Raw genomic sequence first — 17016 nt, 5'->3', positions numbered from 1 at the left:
AAACGGTATGCCGTGGCGACCGTCTCCTGGATTGCCGCGTCGGCCTACCGGCCTCCTCGTAATGACGGATTCATTAATTATTTCAACGTCATTGCGAGCGCAGCGAAGCAATCCAGAAAGCGGTGCGCACCGGCGACGACATACCGCGCGGACGGTGGCAATGGCCCCCGGCTCGGAGCCCGGGGTGACGGCTGAGGGTGGGGCGCGGCCGGAGTTTCAACAAGCAGCGCGATGCGCTGTGGCCGTCGCGCCTACGCCCCCTTCGCCTTCTCCGCCGCAGCCCTGATCGCCGACAGGGTCGTTGCCGGCGTGATCGCCTCCGGGTCGATGCGGACGTGGAGGATGGCCGGTTTGCCGCTTTCCTGCGCCCGCTCAAGCGCCGGGGCGAATTCCTCCGTCGTCGTCACGGTCTCGCCGTGGCCGCCATGGGCCCGTGCGAGCGCGGCGAAGTCCGGGTTGCCGACGTCCGTGCCGATCACGCGGCCGGGATAATGGCGCTCCTGGTGCATGCGGATGGTGCCGTAGATGCCGTTGTCGACGACGACGACGATCAGCGCGGCGCCGTACTGGACGGCGGTGGCGAATTCCTGGCCGGTCATCTGGAAGCAGCCGTCGCCGGCCATCGCGATGACGGTGCGCTCCGGATAGCGCAGCTTGGCGGCGACGCCGGCGGGAACGCCGTAGCCCATGGAGCCGGAGGTCGGGGCGAGCTGGGTGCCGAACTTGCGGAAGCGCCAGAAGCGGTGGATCCAGGTGGCGTAGTTGCCGGCACCGTTGGTGACGATCGTGTCGGCCGGCAGGTCGTCGCGGAGCTTTGCGACGATGGCGCCGAGCTGGACGTCGCCGGGGATCTTCTCCGGCGGGCTCGACCATTCCAGATAGTCGCCATTGGCGGCCCGGGTCGCCGCCTTCCAGATGTCGCGGGCGGCCGGGGGCACCAGCTTGTCGAGGGCGCCGGCTGCGGCGTCCGGGCTGGCGTTGATCGCCATCGCCGGCATGTAGACCCGGCCGAGCTCGCCGGCATCGGGATGGATGTGGATCAGCGTTTGGTGCGGCAGGGGCACGTCGAAGAGCGTGTAGCCCTGGCTCGGCGTTTCCGACATGCGCCCGCCGATCAGGATGACCACGTCGGCGCTCTTGATGCGTTCGGCAAGCTTGGGATTGATGCCGAGGCCGACGTCGCCGGCATAGTTCGGGTGGGCATGGTCGAAGAGGTGCTGGCGGCGGAAGGAACAGGCGACCGGCAGGTCGAAGCGCTCGGCAAAGCGCTGCAGGGCCGCGCGGCCCGCCTCGCTCCAGCGCGCGCCGCCGGCAATGACGATCGGCCGCTCGGCCGTTGCCAGCGTCACCGCCACCGCCTCCATCTGCGAGGATCCGGGCGAGACTTCCACCGGGCAGGCGGCCGGGACGGTCTTGCCGGGCGCCAGTTCGCGCAGCATGTCTTCCGGCAGGGCGAGCACCACCGGGCCAGGCCGGCCTGACATCGCCACGGTGAAGGCGCGGGCCATATATTCGGGCACCCGCTCGGCCTGGTCGATCTCGGCCACCCATTTGGCGATGCCGCCGAACATCTGCCGGTAGTCGACCTCCTGGAAGGCCTCGCGGTCGCGCTGGTCGCGGGCGATCTGGCCAACGAGGAGAATCATCGGCGTGGAATCCTGACGTGCCACATGGACGCCGGAGGCGGCGTTGGTGGCGCCGGGGCCGCGGGTCACCATACAGATGCCGGGTCGGCCGGTCATCTTGCCGTCGGCCTCGGCCATCATCGCCGCGCCGCCCTCCTGGCGGCAGACCGTGACGGCGATCTCCGTGTCGTAAAGGGCGTCGAGCACCGCCAGGTAGCTCTCGCCCGGGACGCAGAACACCCGGTCGACGCCGTTGGCGACAAGGGCGTCCACAACAAGCTCGCCGCCGGTCCGCATATTCGCACTCATGTCCGATGGTCTCTCACTGGAAGGGGGATCGGGAGGGGATCGTCCGGGCTTACGCGGGGCGGCGCCGACGCGCAAGTGTCCGAGCGGAAAACGGCGACAAATCAAAAAAAATGCCGCGCCCACTAGGGACGCGGCAGTGTGTTGCTCAATTGGAGCGACACAAGGGGGGAAGCTTTAAAGCTCAGGATTTCGACGCGATCGCGATGCGGGCGGCCCGGGCACTTTCGGGATCGGCTTCGACCGGCAGCGGACAACCGCTTCAAGGCCTGTCGGAGCGCTCGACCAGGTACCGGTCCTTGTCCTGCCGTTCGCGTTCTGTCGTCTTCTCTCCTTCAAACCTCACAGCCGACCGGACGAGCGTTACCCCATCGGCGTCGGCCTAATATCGATACCATCTTCCCGAATGGCCCCGCGGTTGCTTTGATCTTTGTCAATGACCGTGGTCGGCAGCCCCTGCGGAGCCGCACAGAAGAGGCGGATGGTAGTCTAGAAAACTTCAATCAGGACGCGCAACTACGCCACGGGCCGGAATGCCGGAGCCTCTGTTGAAATGCGGAGTTTTCCGGGTTTTCCCTGGCGCGCCGCCGGGCCGTTGCACGACACCACGGTCGCATTATCCGTCCCCGCATGGCGGCGGGCAGGATACCGGTTTTGCCGTCCTGTGACCGCTTGACGCAGACGGTGCCAGCACGCGCCGGCCGGCCTCAGACGTCGACGACGGTGACGACCTGGAAAGTGTAAAGGTCGCCGTCCTCGTCGCGGATGGAGACGTATTCGCCGGGCTGGAACGGGTGTTCGCCGAACTTGTAGCCGGCCTCGTCATCCTCGTCGCCGTCGATGTCGTAGTGAAAGGCCCAGCTTCCGCCGCGGCGGTGGACCAGATGGCCGAGATCCTCCTCCTCGTCACCCCAGAATCGGCGAACGCGGCAATGCATGCGCTGCTTTTTCCATTCGACGGGATCGATGTGACCGTTATCATCGAGGGGAGCGATAAACTCGTAGCCGTGCAGGGCCGACCCGCCCGGGTGCTCCTTGGTGCGGGCGAGATTCAACCTGATCTTTTTCAGTCCGAGATGTTCCATGGCGTCACTTCCCCACACGGCTTTCAACTTATGCTGAACAGATTCAACGTGCTGTCGCAATCGAACTCTACCGGAGCGACATCCGTCAACGGATTTGTGACGGCAACAATGCAGGTCGCGGGGGCAGAGTCCACCGTCTTCAACAGATGGGGAAACGTGCAATGAGCAACAACACCCGGCACGGCCATCACGTCGTCGAAGACCAGGGCGAGATCGTCGCATTCCTCCAGGACCCGAAGACCTACGGGATTTCGCAGGCCGTGCGACGGATCGACACCCACGCCGCCATGGTGTTCCTTGCCGGCGACCAGGTGCTGAAGATCAAGCGCGCCGTGCGCTACCCCTATCTCGATTTTTCGACACTGGAAAAACGCCATCGGGCCTGTTTGAGGGAGATCGAGGTCAACCGCGACAACGCGCCGGAGATCTACCGCGACGTGGTCGCCATCACCCGCAAGCCGGATGGCGGGCTCGCCATCGGCGGCGACGGCAAGGCCGTTGCCTGGGCGGTCCGGATGAACCGCTTCGACGAAACCGAAACCCTCGATCGCATCGCCGAGCACGGCCCGCTCAGCGACCGGCTGGTCGACAATCTGGTCGCGCGGATCGCGGCCTCCCACGAGCGGGCGCCGCAGCGCGAGGCCGCGCCGTGGCTGAAAAGCCTGGCCGGCTACATCGCCAACAACGAGACCGGCTTCAAGGAATGGCCGGACCTCTTCGACATCGGCCAGGTCCACGCCCTGTCGCATTCCATGGAGGACGCGCTTCAGCGCCTGACGCCGCTGATCGAGCAGCGCGGGCGGCTCGGCCATATCCGGCTCTGCCACGGCGACTGCCATCTCGGCAACATCGCCTGCTTCGAGGGTACGCCGGTGCTGTTCGATGCCATCGAGTTCGACGACGCGATCGCCACCAACGACGTGCTCTACGACCTCGCCTTCCTGTTGATGGATTTGTGGGAGCGCGGCGACCGCCGGGCCGCCAACCGGATGCTCTGCCGCTATCTCGCGCACCGGCCGGACCCGGACCATTTCGAGGCGCTGGCCGCCCTTCCCTTTTTCATGGCGCTGCGGGCCGGCATAAGGGCGATGGTGACGGCCTCCCGGCTGGCGCACCTTGAGGGTGACGTCTTTGCCGGCGCATCGGCCCGCGCGGCCGATTATTTCGCCCTCGCCCGGACGCTGATGGACCCGGCGCCGCCGCGGCTCTACGCCGTCGGCGGGCTCTCCGGCACCGGCAAGTCGACGATTGCCGCGGCCCTGGCGCCGGACCTCGACCGGGCGCCGGGCGCGCTGGTGCTGCGCTCCGACATCGAGCGCAAGGACCTGTTCGGCATTGCGGAGACCGACCACCTGCCGGAGGACGCGTACACGCTGGAGGTCACCCACGAGGTCTATCACCGGATCATCGCCAAGGCGCGCACGGCGCTCGCCGCCGGCCAGTCGGTGGTCCTCGATGCGGTGTTTTCCATGCCGGCGGAGCGCGCGGCCGCCGAACGAATCGCCGATGCAGTAGAGGTCCCGTTCACCGGGCTGTGGCTGGAAGCGCCTGCCGAGACGCTCTTTGCCCGCGTCGAGGCACGCACCGGCGATGCCTCGGACGCCGACGTCTCGGTGGTGAAACGCCAGCTCACCTATGACCTCGGCACCATCACCTGGGCACGGGTCGATGCCTCCGGCGGCACCGAGAATGCCGTCGCGCTCGCCCGCCAGGCGCTTCGACAGGCGACGCCGGCCGCCGTTTAAGGCGATGACGCCGGCGCGCGCTGCCGATATAGTCGCCGGAAAATGCACCGGATCGGGAATGGCGGCCGACGGCGTCGGCATGCCGTGCCGCACCGACGGTGGGAACGAGCGGGGGCTCATAAGACATGCGCGCAAAGATTCTCTCGGCCGTCATCGCCGGACTTGCCGGCCTATCCATCGCCGCATCCGCGGTGGCGGAAACCAGCTTTCCCCGGGCCGAACTCGACGACGAGCACGAAAAGGTCGAGGTCAGCGCCGGCGGCATCACCGCGCGTGTCCTCGCCGAGCCGCAGATCAGCGGTGGCGCCACGGAGGTGGTGCCGCTCCTGGAAGTGATCGTCGACGGGCGCACGGTGCTGCGCACCGAGGGCGTGTCGGCCGGCTCCGACTGGCGCCAGGGCGCGGCCGAGATCGCCGAGATGGACCCGGGCAACGGGACGCCCGAAGTCGTCTTTTCAAGCTATTCCGGCGGCGCCCATTGCTGCACGCGGGTGATCGTCGCCAGCGCCGACAAGGCCGGCAAATGGACGGCGCATATGATCGGCGACTGGGACGGCGGCGGCGACTACCTGGAGGACGCCGACGGCGACGGCACCGGCGAACTGGTGATCATCGACAACCGCTTCCTCTATGCCTTCGACTGCTATGCCTGCAGCGCCGCGCCGCTGAAGATCCTCGCCATCCGGGACGGCAAGCCTGTCGACGTCACCCGCGACAAGCGGTTCGAAAAGAAGCACCGGACCTGGATCAAGGCGATGGAGGGCTGGGCCGCCGACCGCAACGGCGAGTTCGCCGCCGGCTTCTATGCCGGCTGGGTGGCGCAGAAGTCCCTCGTCGGCGAAGGCAAGGACGCCTGGCAGGCGATGCTGGCGGCCTATGAAAAGGCGCCCCAGGACGAGGGATACGACATCTGCCGCACGGGCCAGCCGATGGAGAGCTGCAAGCCGGAAGACCAGGTCTCGGTTCCCTTCCCCGACGCCCTCAAAGCATTCCTCGACGAGGCCGGCTACCGATTCTGAGAGGCCGCCGAGACGTCCGGTTGAGGCCTCAGGCGCGCGCCACCATAAGGCGTTTGCACATAAAAGAAGGCGTGTTGAACGGCGGGCCACGAGAGCCAACGTCGTTCAACACGCCTTAAGTCCTCCAGCATGCAAGGGAACAATAGCGTATTCGGCGCTGCCTCGATACTCCCCAAAAAGCACTTGGTATTTCTACCAAGGGATATGTGCTATTTATGCAACTTTTATGATGCGTACGCGGTCTACGCACAATCCGCGGACCGCCGCCGCAAACAGCGACGGCGCAGCGAAAAACCGGCAAATTCTGGGAAAATGGTACAGCTGGTAGGGGTCGAACCTACGACCTCCGGATCCACAATCCGGCGCTCTAACCAACTGAGCTACAGCTGCACAGGCGAAACGTTGGCGGACAATATGGAGAAACCGCCGCCTTTTCAAGAGGGCATCACGGCAATCCGACGCCCGTTCGAAATCCCTTGCGGAGGCGCCGGGCGCGGCCCGAATCAGGCACCCTACCGCCCACGAAAAACAACAAAAAAACGCCCGGTGCAGTGCACCGGGCGCCAGTCAAACATCAGGTCGTGGGAGGAAGCTTAAGCGACCTTGATGTTCTTGAAGGACTTCTCGACCACTTCCTTGAAGGGCTGCGAGGCGTCGGTCGCGGCCTTGGTCATCAGTTCCTGCATGTCCTTGACCTGGGAACCGGCGGTCTCGAACTGCTTGCGGGCAAAGCCGGTCTGCAGCTCGATCGCTTCGGCCATCGACTTGGCGCCGAGCAGGTCCTTGAAGAAGTCGAACGTCGCGGCCGTGTTCTCCTTGACCAGGTCGATCGCCTTGCGATTGAACTCGACGGCGTTCTGGCGGGAGGTCTCGTAGGAGTCCTCCATCATGCCGGTCGCGTCTTCGGTCGCGGTCTTGAACTTGTCGTAGGCGTCGCGCGCCTGAGTCACGCTCTTTTCGGCCATCTCGCGCATGGCGGTCGGGACTTCCATGGTGCCCATATTGCCGATGGCGAAGGTGTCTTCGGTCGCCTTGGCAGCGGTCTTGGTGGTCTTTTCGGTGGTGGCCATTGTCTTTCTCCTCGGTTGTCCGTCGCCAGGTGATCCGCGCGGAACGAATGGGAAACTGCGCTTCCTGCCCGGCTCCTGCGGCCGTCCGATCCATGTCGGCGCCGTTTACCGGAACTGGCAGAAAGTCCGCCCCTCAACTCTGCGAACCAATATAGGGAGCTTTTTGCTGCATTGCAATATTTTTTTGCGCTGCAACAAAATCCGCGTATTCTGAAGGGGATAGCCGAGAGCCTCAGGACCGGAACGCAAAAAAGGCCGGCGGGAACCGGCCTTTTGGCTTTCTGAACGATGCAACGGGCGCTTACTTGTCGCTGCTCTTGGTTGCCTCCGTGGCGGTCTTGGTGACCGCATCGGAGAGATCGCGAGCCTGTTCGCCGAGCGCGGTCATCTGCGTGCGCAGGAACTCGTTCTGGAGCTGCATCAGATCCTGCATGTCGGTGACCTGAAGCGATTTCGTCGCATATTCGAATGCCTTGGCGACATTCTCCTCGGCATAGCCGAGCGCCTTCTTGTTGAAATCGAGGGCGCCTGTCTGCACCGTGGAGGCGGAGGATTCCACCGTCGTCACGGCCTTCTGCATCGCCGACATCATCTCGTCAAAGGCCTGCTGGGCCTGCTTGACGTTGCCTTCGGCCATCTGCCGAAACTGATCCGGCATCTCGAAGCCGGTCGGTTTTTTGGTTGCCATTTGCGGTTACTCCCAAGCGGTGAATCCGTCGCCGGGCGCGTTCTTGTTTTCGATGGTCGCCCGACGTGGCCGCAACCTATCAACGAAAATGCTGCACTGCAACATAAATCTCCCGACATGGACGGCGTTTACCCTGTCGACAATCTTGCCGCCCGTTACCGGGTCCGATGATGGACGCGATCGGGAATACTATATATTAACAAAGTATTAAAGGACACCGGGGCCGACGCCCGCCGCCCGCGACCCGAACAGACCGGGCCGGCCGTGCCATGACGGACCGAAACGTATGAGTATATCCGCCGCACAGCTTATCGAGTTCCTCAGAGATCCGCGCATCGGCAGCCATTTCGGCGATGCGCGCCCGGTCTGGCTGTGGGACGCCAGCGGTCGCAGCGTTCTGTGGGCCAATGCGGCCGGTGCCCGCTTCTTCAGGGCGCGCACGCTTGCCGATCTTGCCCGGCGCGACTTTTCCCGCGGCGGCGTTGCCGGCCACATCGCACGCGTTGCGACAAGCGGCGCGGAACGGCCGAAAATCGTCCAGCTTCGCCTCTATCGCGGCATGACGGGGGTCAGCACGCCGGTCCTGTGCACGATCATCGACCACCGGGCCGACGCGGACCCTGTCGTCCTCGGCATCGGGCTCAACGAGATGATCGATGCAGAGGACGACGCCGAGGAGCGGCTTTCCGACGATTGCGTCGTCCTCGGCGGCAGCGGCCTGTGCGCCGCCGTCCTCGACGCAGACGGCGGGATCGTTGCCGCAGGGCCCGGCTTTGCAGCCGCCGACGACATTCCCGATACCGTTGCCGCGGCCGTCGGCAGCGCCCTTTCCCACGGCGCGACGGCGGCGACCCCGCTCGCGGGCGCCTTTTCGGGCCGGCGGATGCTGATCTCGCGGCTCGGCGACACGGGCAAGGCCATCGCGTTTCTGTCGGTGCCCGGCGACGCCCCTGCCCTGTCGCCGCAGAACGCATCGATCGCCGCGGCCTGGCCCGGCGTGCCGGTGCGGCCGATGCCCGAGGGCCGGCGGCCGGCCGATCCGGCGCAGCCGGACCCCGACGGAATGCCCAAGCTGCCGAAGGACTGGGCCAGCGACGACGCTCCCGAAGCGACGGGCGGGCGCAAGACCGACCTGCCGGCAATGGTGCAGCAGACAATGGCCGCGCCGGCAACGGCCGGCGGTACCGCACCGGTGCCCGATGAGAACGCCACTGACGAGGCCCCTGAATTCGCTTCCGAGGCCACCGACGCGGAAACGGACGGCGACACCGCGGACGTGCCGGATTTCGTCGTCGACGACGGCGTTGCCGAGACGGTCGTGGCCGCGGACGCACCGGATGGCGATGTCGTGCCGCCGGCCGATGTCGCTGAAGCAACGATGTCCGGCGAGGAACCGGCCGAAGCCGTCGCCGCAGATGAAGACGCGGCCGTCCCTGCGGGACCGGTCCCCGCCGGCACGGAAGACACATCCGAGGACACCGACTTCACCTTCAAGCACCGGGAGCGGCCCCACCGCTTCGTCTGGCAGATGGACGCGGACGGCACCTTCACCTTCATCAGCCACGAATTCGCCGACGCCGTCGGCCCGGCCGCCGCCAGGGTCGTCGACCGCACCTGGCCGCAGGTCGCCGAGCGCTACCGGCTCGCCAGATCCGACGAGATCGCGGCCGCGATTGCCGGCAAGGACACCTGGAGCGGCATCACCGTCGACTGGCCGGTGGAGGGCACGGACCTTCGCGTCCCCGTCGACCTAGCCGCCCTTCCCGCCTTCGGCCGCGGCCGCGAATTCGAAGGCTATCGCGGCTTCGGCGTCTGCCGGACGGCGGAAGCCGAATTCGACCCGCTTGCGACCGGACGCCATCTCGGCGAGGGGATCGCCAGCGACGTGCCGGATGCGCCCGACGCTCCGGACAGCACCTTGACCCCCGACGCCGAGGATGCCGACACGGGCGCGACCGCGACGGCGGAAAACGCGAGCGGAACGGCCGCCGGCCTTGCGAGCGGGGCGATGGACGAAATCGCCCGGCAGATCCAATCCTCCGTCGGCGACACGCCCGACGCGCCGGAACCGGAAGCAGCCGCCGAAGAGGACGCGATGACGGAAACCGCGGCGACGGCAGCGTCCGAAGGCGAAACGGCCACCCAGCCGGAGACCGAACCGGGGCCTTTTGCCGGGGAACCGGACGAGGACCTGTCCGACCGGGAAGCAGACGTCTTTGCCAATGTGCCGCGGGACGAGCCGCCGGCGCTGCTGCGCACCACGCCGAGCGCGCCGCTGCTGTCGAAGCCCGAACTGCAGGCGTTCCGCCAGATCGCCGATGCGCTCGGCGCCCGGCTGGAAGGCGACGACGACGAGGTCGCCGAAACGGTGCTGAAGACCGACGGCGCGGAGGCGGAAAACGTCGTTCCCCTGCCCTCCGCCTTTGCCTCCTACAAGCCGCGCCAGATCGATCCGAGCCTGCTCGACCGGCTGCCCGTCGGCGTGCTGATCGCCCGCGACCAGACGGTGATCTACGCCAACCAGCCGATGCTCGACCTCATCGCCTATGACAGCATCGACGACCTCGACGAGGCCGGCGGGCTCGACGCCATCATCGTCGGCCCCGGCGAGGAAGCCGAAAGCCAGTCGGAGACCGACGGCGGCGGGCCGGCGGATCGCTATGTGCGCCTGCGCCGCCGCGATGACAACCTCGTCTCGGTGATGGCCCGGCTCCATGCCGTGCCCTGGAACGACGGCAATGCGCTGATGATGTCGTTCCGCCCGGCGGAGGAGCCCGGGGGCTCCAAGCCGCGCCTCGTTGCGGAACGGGCGGCGGAAGCGCCGGAGCTGACGAGCGCCCGGCACCGCATCCGCGAACTTGAGACCATCCTCGACACCGCCACCGACGGCACGCTGATCCTCGACGGCGACGGCACCATCCTCGGCGTCAACGCCAGCGCAGAAGCGCTTTTCGGCAGCGACCGGGAGGCGATGATCGGCCGCCGGCTGGTGCAGTTCCTCGCCCCGGAAAGCCGGCGCTCGGCCTCCGACTATCTCGACGGGCTGACCCGGAACGGCGTTGCCAGCCTCCTCAATGACGGCCGCGAAGTCATCGGCCTTGCCGCCCAGGGCGGGCTGATCCCGCTGTTCATGACCGTCGGCCGGCTCGACGACACCTCGGAGCGGGCCGGCACGGCGCCGGCCTATGGCGGCGACCGCAAATACTGCGCGGTGCTGCGCGATATCACCCAGTGGAAGAAGGCCGAGGAGGAACTGACGGCGTCGAAGCGCAAGGCTGAGGACGCTTCGTCCCAGAAGTCGGACTTCCTGGCCAAGATCAGCCACGAGATCCGCACGCCGCTGAACGGCATCATCGGCTTTTCCGAAGTGATGATGGAGGAGCGGTTCGGGCCGATCGGCAACGACCGCTACCGCGACTATCTGCGCGACATCCACACCTCCGGCGAGCACATCATGAGCCTCGTCAACGATCTGCTGGACCTGTCCAAGATCGAGGCGGGAAAGCTGGAGCTGTCCTTCGAGGCGGTCTCGCCCGGCGATATCATCCAGGAGGGCGTGGCGCTTTTGCAACCGCAGGCCAACCGCGCCCGGATCATCATCCGCACCAGCCTGCCGGCCTCCGTGCCGAAGGTGGTGGCCGATCCCAGGAGCCTGCGCCAGATCGTGCTCAACCTGCTGTCCAACGCCATCAAGTTCAACACGCCGGGCGGCCAGGTCATCGTGTCCACCGCGCTGGAGGACAATGGCGAGGTGACGCTCCGCGTCCGCGATACCGGCGTCGGCATGAGCGAGCGGGAAATCGAGATGGCGCTGGAGCCGTTCCGCCAGCTCCACACCTCGCGCTTCAGCGGCGGCACCGGCCTCGGCCTGCCGCTGACGAAAGCGCTGGCGGAAGCGAACCGGGCGAGCTTTGCCATCACCTCCGACCACGGCAACGGCACGCTGGTGGAAATCAGCTTCCCGACGACCCGGGTGCTTGCCGAATAGCACGGGTCTTCAAGGCTTTGCGCGGGGTGGGCGATATGCCCCGCCTCGCCGGGCCGTTTTCTTGGCCGGGGCGATTTCCCCGGCGTCGCAAATGGTCTATGCCCGGCTTCTAAAATAGACCGGGAAAGGGCCAGCAATGCTCACACAGTCGCAACTGGATGCCGCGCGCGACGTCGTCTACCAGGCGATGGCGCCGACGCCCGCCTATCGATGGCCGCTGCTCGCGAAAGCCGCCGGCACCACCATCATCGTCAAGCACGAGAACATGACGCCGATCGGCGCCTTCAAGGTGCGCGGCGGCCTCGTCTATGTCGACCGGCTGAAGCGCGAGCGGCCGCACGTCAAGGGCATCGTCTCGGCGACCCGCGGCAATCACGGCCAGAGCCTTGCCTATGCGTCGGGCCGGGCGGGCGTTGCCTGCACCATCGTCGTGCCGGAGGGCAATTCCAAGGAAAAGAACGCGGCGATGCGCGCCTTCGGCGCCGACGTCGTGGAACACGGCGCCGATTTCGATGCGGCCATCCCGAAGGCGGCCGAGCTTGCCGAAAGCCTCGGCTACGAGATGGTGCCGAGCTTTGCCCCGGACCTCGTTGCCGGCGTTGCCACCTATTCCCACGAGCTCCTGACCGCCGCGCCCGATCTCGACGTCGTCTTCGTGCCGATCGGCCTCGGATCCGGTATCTGCGGCATGATCCAGGCCCGCAACCTCCTCGGCCACAAGGCCGAGATCGTCGGCGTCGTCTCCGACAAGGCCGACGCCTATGCGCAGTCCTTCGAGGCCGGCGAGCGGCGCACCACCGACACCGCCAACACCTTCGCCGACGGCGTTGCGGTCCGCACGCCCTCGCCCGAGGCCTTTGCGATCATCAAGGAGGGCGTCGCGCGCGTCGCCCGGGTCTCCGACGATGAGGTCGCCGATGCCATGCGGCTTTATTTCGCCGCCACCCACACGGTCGCCGAGGGCGCCGGCGCCGTGCCGCTTGCAGCCGTCATGGCCGAGAAGGAGGCGCTGAAGGGCAAGACCGTCGGCGTGGTCCTCTCCGGCCAGAATCTCGACAGCGACCTTTATGCAAAGGTGCTCTCCGGCGGCGTGCCGACGGTCTGAGGCCGCCGCTGCCTGCCCACCGTTGCCGCGTCAAAGCGACCCTCTTTGCGACTTAATCGCAAGGATTTGACCTCTGTCATACCGGTGGATGCACCCGTCCGCTAAACCGCGCCCTGCAATTTTATGGGGTGGACCGACGGCGCGGCAGACGGGGTGATGATGGTGGCGACAAGACGACTGGCGATGGTCCTTGCCGGACTGGTGGCGCTGGCGCCCGGCACGGTGCTGGCAGAGGAGGCAGCTCCGGCAAGCGCGGAGACGACGGCGGCATCTGCGGCCGCGAAAAAGAAAGCGCCGCCGCGCAAGAAGGCCGATTTCGACTATCCGTTCCTGACCTTTGAGGCGACCAACACACGGCTCTTTCGCAACGTGCCGCGCTACGACCTGTCCCGCTGCGGTCACTATTTCGGCGGCCCCAAGGGCACCTTCGTTCCGGCCAACGCCAATCCCGGCCTCAAGGCACGCCCCGGCGTCCACGGCAAGATCGGCACCGCCTACACCGGCAATTGCGATCGCCGCGAGGCCTTCGCCGGCGGCTCGGCACTCGTCGACGGCGTGCTCTTTCGTGCCATGACCTATGCCGAGGAATCCGGGTCCTATGAGGACGGCGCCGGCAAGACGGTTCGCTTCGGCGAGACCAAGCGGGTGGCCAACGGCGCCATCGGCTATCTCTCGCCGGCGCACAAGTTTCTGCTGTCGGGCGGTGTCGTCGACCGCCGCGATATCCTGTTCGCCACCGCCCCCGTCGACACGCCGAAGCTCGACATCGTCTATGGCACGCTGACCTACCGCTATGACGACAACGACACCCTCATCAACAAGGTGGCCGTCGACGGGCTCCTTCGCGAAATCGACCGGCGCAACGAGAATTTTGTGCTGCGCACCCTGACGCCCGGCACGCCGAAGGGGCGGGTCTTGCTCGACAACCGCGAGCACGAGGCGAGGATCCTGCTCGGCACCCGCACCGGACGCTTGCAGAACATGTTCGGCTTCGGCTTCCGCGACGAGAACCGCTACGCCACACGCTACCGTGACCATCCGGTGCTCGGGTCTCTGGCCAAGCAGAACCTCAATTTCGCCGATGCCACGATCACCCAGTACAGCGTGATCTACGAGGGCGCGCTGGCGCTGACCGCCAGCCAGCGGCTGAAGCTCTGGGCGCAATACGACCGGGTCGAGGGCGAGGCCGCCAAGGCCAATGAGGTGCAATCGGGCCGCCCGCCCGGCGCGCCGCTGACCTCGAACCAGCAATGGATGCAGACCTACGGGGTGACGGGAAGCGATCCGGCGGCGGAGAACAATTTTTCCGGCTCGCTGCGCTACGAGCGCGACTTCCTTGAGGCCTCTGAAGGCGAGGCCGCTCAGTGGTTCGTGGAGGCCGGCCGCTATATGCGCACGGCCGACATGCACGAGCGGTTCCTGTCGAGCTGGGTCGGCCCTCCGGGAACGCCCGGCGGCTTCAAGACCTGGGCCGGCAATCCGGAGATCGATCCGGAGGCCCACCACAAGATCGCGGCCGGCATCAAGATCGCCCGCGGCCCTTACGGCTTCGGCCTCGGCGGCTATGCCGATTTCGTCGAGGACTTCATCATCCGCGACAAGGCCCGCGGCCAGGACGGCGTGCTGATCTCCGACGGCTCCAACATCTACCGCAACGCCGATGCGCGCATCCTTGCCGTTGCCGCCGCCTTCGACTGGCGTTTCGCGCCGGGCTGGAAGCTCGGCCTGTGGTCGCAATATGTGCACGGCCACAACACCGAGGACGACCGGCCGCTCGCCCAGATCCCGCCGCTGGAAGGCCAGATGACGCTGGAATACGCCGAAGAGATCTGGAGCGTCGGCGGGCGGCTGCGCGCCGTCGCCAAGCAGGACCGCGCCGACCTCGACCCGCTGACCGGCAGCGGCGAGGACGACCAGGAAACGGACGGCTTTGCCACCGTCGACCTCTTTGCCTCTCTCCGGCCGACAAAATTCGCCGAGGTCTCCGTCGGCGTCGAAAACCTCTTCGACAAGAATTACCGGGAGCATATCGACCGCGTCGATATCGGCGATCCGGACCGCTACAGCGTCAACATGCCCGGCCGCACCGTCTGGGTCCGCGGCTCGGTGACGTTCTGACGATTTTTTCCCGCCCCCTTGATCCAGCCGGGTTCTGGTCCGTAAGGTTTATTGACCGTATCGGTTCACCGGTGATATCCAGATCTCATACTGCAAATGCCAATTGGTCGCACCTGGGGCGGTGCGGCAGTGGGAGACTGGAGAGCATGCCCGTAACAGGGCACCTATCTGCTTCGATCGCCACCCGCATTACGGCACCGCCGGTCCGGCTCCCCGCCGGCCGGCGGGACGTGCGGCCATGAGCTTTGCTGCCCCTGCCCTCGACGGCGCACCGGCTGCGGCCGGCCGGACGCCCGGCCCGCGCCTTGGCGGCGACGTTGCCTGGACCGTCCTCGTCAGCGTCATTTCCTTCTTCGCGCTGTTGCCGATCCTGGCGCTGGTCGTCATCTCGCTGACGCCGGCCGGCGAGGTCTGGGCGCACCTGATCTCCACCGTGTTGCCGCGGGCGATCTCCACGACCGCCCTTTTGATGCTCGGCGTTGCCGGCGTCGTCACCGCCGTTGGCGTCACCACGGCCTGGCTCGTCACCATGTGCCGATTTCCCGGCAGGCGCCTGTTCGACTGGGCGCTGCTTCTCCCGCTCGCCGTCCCCACCTACATCGTCGCCTACACCTATGTGGAGGCGATGGACGTCACGGGACCGATCCAGACGACGATCCGCGCCGTCTTCGGCTTTACCAGCGCCCGCGACTACTGGTTCCCGGAAATCCGCTCGCTGCCGGGCGCCGTCTTCGTCATGGGCATGGTGCTCTACCCTTACGTCTACCTGACGACGCGGGCGATGTTCCTGATGCAGTCGGCCTGCGCCCTCGATGTGGCGCGCACCCTCGGCGCCAATCCGCTGCGCCTGTTTTCGTCCGTCGCCCTGCCGCTTGCCCGCCCGGCGATCGCCGTCGGCGTGACGCTGGCGATGATGGAATGCCTCAACGACATCGGCGCGGTGGAGCATCTCGGCGTCAAGACGCTGACCTTTTCGATCTACGACACCTGGCTCAACCGGGGCAGCCTTGCCGGCGCCGCACAGATGGCGACGGCGATGCTCGTCATCGTGTTCCTTTTGATCTGGCTGGAGCGCTTCGCGCGCCGGCACCAGCGCTACCACCAGACCTCCAGCCGCTACCGGATGCTGCCGAACTACCGGCTCACCGGCTGGAAGGCGGCACTCGCGATCCTCGCCTGTTCGGCGCCCATCGTCCTCGGCTTCCTGGTTCCGGCGAGCGTCCTTGCCGACGTCGCCTCGCGGCGGCTGGAACAGCTCAGCGCGCCGGGGTTCCTCTCCGCCGTCGTGAACAGCATCGGCCTGTCGCTCGCCGCCGTGGTGCTGACCGTTCTGACCGGCCTCCTCGTCGCCTATACGCTGAGGCTCCGACGGAACCGGCTGATCCACACGATCGCCCGGTTCTCCACCATCGGCTATGCAGTGCCCGGCACGGTGCTGGCCGTCGGCATCCTCATTCCGAGCGCTGCCTTCGACAATTTCCTCGACGGCACCATGCGCGCGACCTTCGGCATCTCCACCGGTCTGCTCCTCACCGGCTCCGGCGCCGTCATCGTCTATGGTTACGCGACGCGGTTCCTGGCGGTTGCCTTCGGCACCCTTGAGAGCGGCCTGCAAAAAGTCTCGCCGAACCTCGACATGGCGTCGCGGGCGCTCGGGCGTACGGCGGCGCGCAGCCTCGTTGAAATCCACATGCCGATGATCAAGCCGGCGCTGGCGACGGCCTCCATGCTGGTGTTCGTGGAATGCATGAAGGAGCTGCCGGCGACGATCCTGTTGCGCCCCTTCAACTTCGAGACCCTGTCGACGACGGTTTATGCTGCCGCCTCCCAGGAAGCGTTCGAGCGCGGGGCGGTGGCGGCGCTTGCCATCGTCGCCGTCGGGCTGCTGCCCGTCATCTTCCTTGCCCGCACCAGCTCCTCCACCTTCCGCGACCGCAAGGCGGCCCGGCGCGAGCGTGCCGGCGCCTGAGCGGAGACGACAAGACCGCCCGCTCTAAGCGCCTGAAATAGCATACGTTCGTGACAAGGGCCCCTGGATTGCTTCGCTGCGCTCGCAATTGTGCGAGTTCAGATATTCGCTGATGGGATTGCGGAAAGGAGCGACCCATGCGCGATAACAGCTATGACCGGACGATTGAACGGAACTATGTTCAGAAGTGGCGTTTCCTGATCAGGGAGTATGAGGAGGTGAAGGCCGGCCGGTCGTCGGCCTTTGCCACGGTCGGGGCCTTTTACCGCCACCACGGCACCTGCTCGCAGACCTTCCG

The 17016-nt window shown here is 66.5% G+C and carries 11 protein-coding genes and 1 tRNA gene; 7 read left to right on the top strand and 5 right to left on the bottom strand.

The window, feature by feature from the left end; translation table 11 throughout:
• Nucleotides 1-195 (top strand): hypothetical protein (locus tag CH339_RS25015; protein WP_210207390.1); only part of this gene is annotated, 195 nt, incomplete at its 5' end.
• A gap of 56 nt (nt 196-251) precedes the next feature.
• On the opposite strand, the gene CH339_RS22605 is transcribed toward CH339_RS25015, so the two are convergent.
• Nucleotides 252-1922 (bottom strand): thiamine pyrophosphate-binding protein, encoded by a 1671-nt coding sequence (locus CH339_RS22605; protein WP_111436673.1) that lies wholly within the window; start codon nt 1920-1922, stop codon nt 252-254.
• 716 nt (nt 1923-2638) lie between these two features.
• Complete coding sequence (locus tag CH339_RS22600; protein WP_111436672.1) at nt 2639-3016, bottom strand: hypothetical protein; 378 nt, start codon at nt 3014-3016, stop codon at nt 2639-2641.
• A 161-nt stretch (nt 3017-3177) separates the two neighbouring features.
• On the opposite strand from CH339_RS22600, the gene CH339_RS22595 reads away from it, so the two are divergent.
• Both CH339_RS22595 and CH339_RS22590 read left to right on the top strand, forming a co-directional pair.
• Nucleotides 3178-4761: a bifunctional aminoglycoside phosphotransferase/ATP-binding protein gene (locus CH339_RS22595; protein WP_111436671.1), complete on the top strand. Its 1584-nt coding sequence runs from the start codon at nt 3178-3180 to the stop codon at nt 4759-4761.
• A 125-nt stretch (nt 4762-4886) separates the two neighbouring features.
• Nucleotides 4887-5780 carry a hypothetical protein gene (locus CH339_RS22590; protein ID WP_111436670.1) on the top strand — a complete coding sequence of 298 codons (894 nt, stop codon included), beginning with the start codon at nt 4887-4889 and terminating at the stop codon, nt 5778-5780.
• A 313-nt stretch (nt 5781-6093) separates the two neighbouring features.
• Here CH339_RS22590 and CH339_RS22585 read toward each other — a convergent pair.
• From CH339_RS22585 to CH339_RS22575, 3 genes are all read right to left on the bottom strand, one after another.
• Nucleotides 6094-6170, bottom strand: a tRNA-His gene (locus tag CH339_RS22585).
• A gap of 203 nt (nt 6171-6373) precedes the next feature.
• A complete protein-coding gene (locus tag CH339_RS22580) occupies nt 6374-6850 on the bottom strand; it encodes a phasin (protein ID WP_111436669.1) in 477 nt (158 codons plus the stop codon).
• Between the two features lie 301 nt (nt 6851-7151).
• The gene (locus tag CH339_RS22575; RefSeq protein ID WP_111436668.1) at nt 7152-7538 is read right to left on the bottom strand and encodes a phasin family protein; all 387 of its coding nucleotides are present in this window, start codon (nt 7536-7538) and stop codon (nt 7152-7154) included.
• 286 nt (nt 7539-7824) lie between these two features.
• Here CH339_RS22575 and CH339_RS22570 point away from each other — a divergent pair, with 286 nt between their 5' ends.
• The 4 genes from CH339_RS22570 to CH339_RS22555 all read left to right on the top strand — a co-directional run bounded on the left by CH339_RS22570 (nt 7825) and on the right by CH339_RS22555 (nt 16718).
• Nucleotides 7825-11526, top strand: coding sequence for an ATP-binding protein (locus CH339_RS22570; protein ID WP_111436667.1), 3702 nt, complete (start codon nt 7825-7827; stop codon nt 11524-11526).
• A gap of 136 nt (nt 11527-11662) precedes the next feature.
• A complete protein-coding gene (locus CH339_RS22565) occupies nt 11663-12631 on the top strand; it encodes a threonine dehydratase (RefSeq protein WP_111436666.1) in 969 nt (322 codons plus the stop codon).
• A gap of 123 nt (nt 12632-12754) precedes the next feature.
• Nucleotides 12755-14749, top strand: coding sequence for a TonB-dependent receptor domain-containing protein (locus CH339_RS22560; protein WP_111436665.1), 1995 nt, complete (start codon nt 12755-12757; stop codon nt 14747-14749).
• A gap of 238 nt (nt 14750-14987) precedes the next feature.
• Entirely contained in the window at nt 14988-16718 is a 1731-nt protein-coding gene (locus CH339_RS22555) for an ABC transporter permease (RefSeq protein WP_111436664.1), read from the top strand.
• The last annotated feature ends 298 nt before the right edge of the window (nt 16719-17016 follow it).

The sequence above is a fragment of the Rhodobium orientis genome (assembly GCF_003258835.1).
Classification (GTDB): domain Bacteria; phylum Pseudomonadota; class Alphaproteobacteria; order Rhizobiales; family Rhodobiaceae; genus Rhodobium; species Rhodobium orientis.
The sequence above is the reverse complement of the archived record's forward strand: the minus strand, read 5'-3'. Positions and strand labels throughout refer to the sequence as shown.

Coding starts and splice junctions, on each gene's coding strand:
- CH339_RS22605 (WP_111436673.1), bottom strand. CDS start 1,922: ATGCGGACCGGCGGCGAGCTTGTTGTGGACGCCCTTGTCGCCAACGGC.
- CH339_RS22600 (WP_111436672.1), bottom strand. CDS start 3,016: ATGGAACATCTCGGACTGAAAAAGATCAGGTTGAATCTCGCCCGCACC.
- CH339_RS22595 (WP_111436671.1), top strand. CDS start 3,178: ATGAGCAACAACACCCGGCACGGCCATCACGTCGTCGAAGACCAGGGC.
- CH339_RS22590 (WP_111436670.1), top strand. CDS start 4,887: ATGCGCGCAAAGATTCTCTCGGCCGTCATCGCCGGACTTGCCGGCCTA.
- CH339_RS22580 (WP_111436669.1), bottom strand. CDS start 6,850: ATGGCCACCACCGAAAAGACCACCAAGACCGCTGCCAAGGCGACCGAA.
- CH339_RS22575 (WP_111436668.1), bottom strand. CDS start 7,538: ATGGCAACCAAAAAACCGACCGGCTTCGAGATGCCGGATCAGTTTCGG.
- CH339_RS22570 (WP_111436667.1), top strand. CDS start 7,825: ATGAGTATATCCGCCGCACAGCTTATCGAGTTCCTCAGAGATCCGCGC.
- CH339_RS22565 (WP_111436666.1), top strand. CDS start 11,663: ATGCTCACACAGTCGCAACTGGATGCCGCGCGCGACGTCGTCTACCAG.
- CH339_RS22560 (WP_111436665.1), top strand. CDS start 12,755: ATGGGGTGGACCGACGGCGCGGCAGACGGGGTGATGATGGTGGCGACA.
- CH339_RS22555 (WP_111436664.1), top strand. CDS start 14,988: ATGAGCTTTGCTGCCCCTGCCCTCGACGGCGCACCGGCTGCGGCCGGC.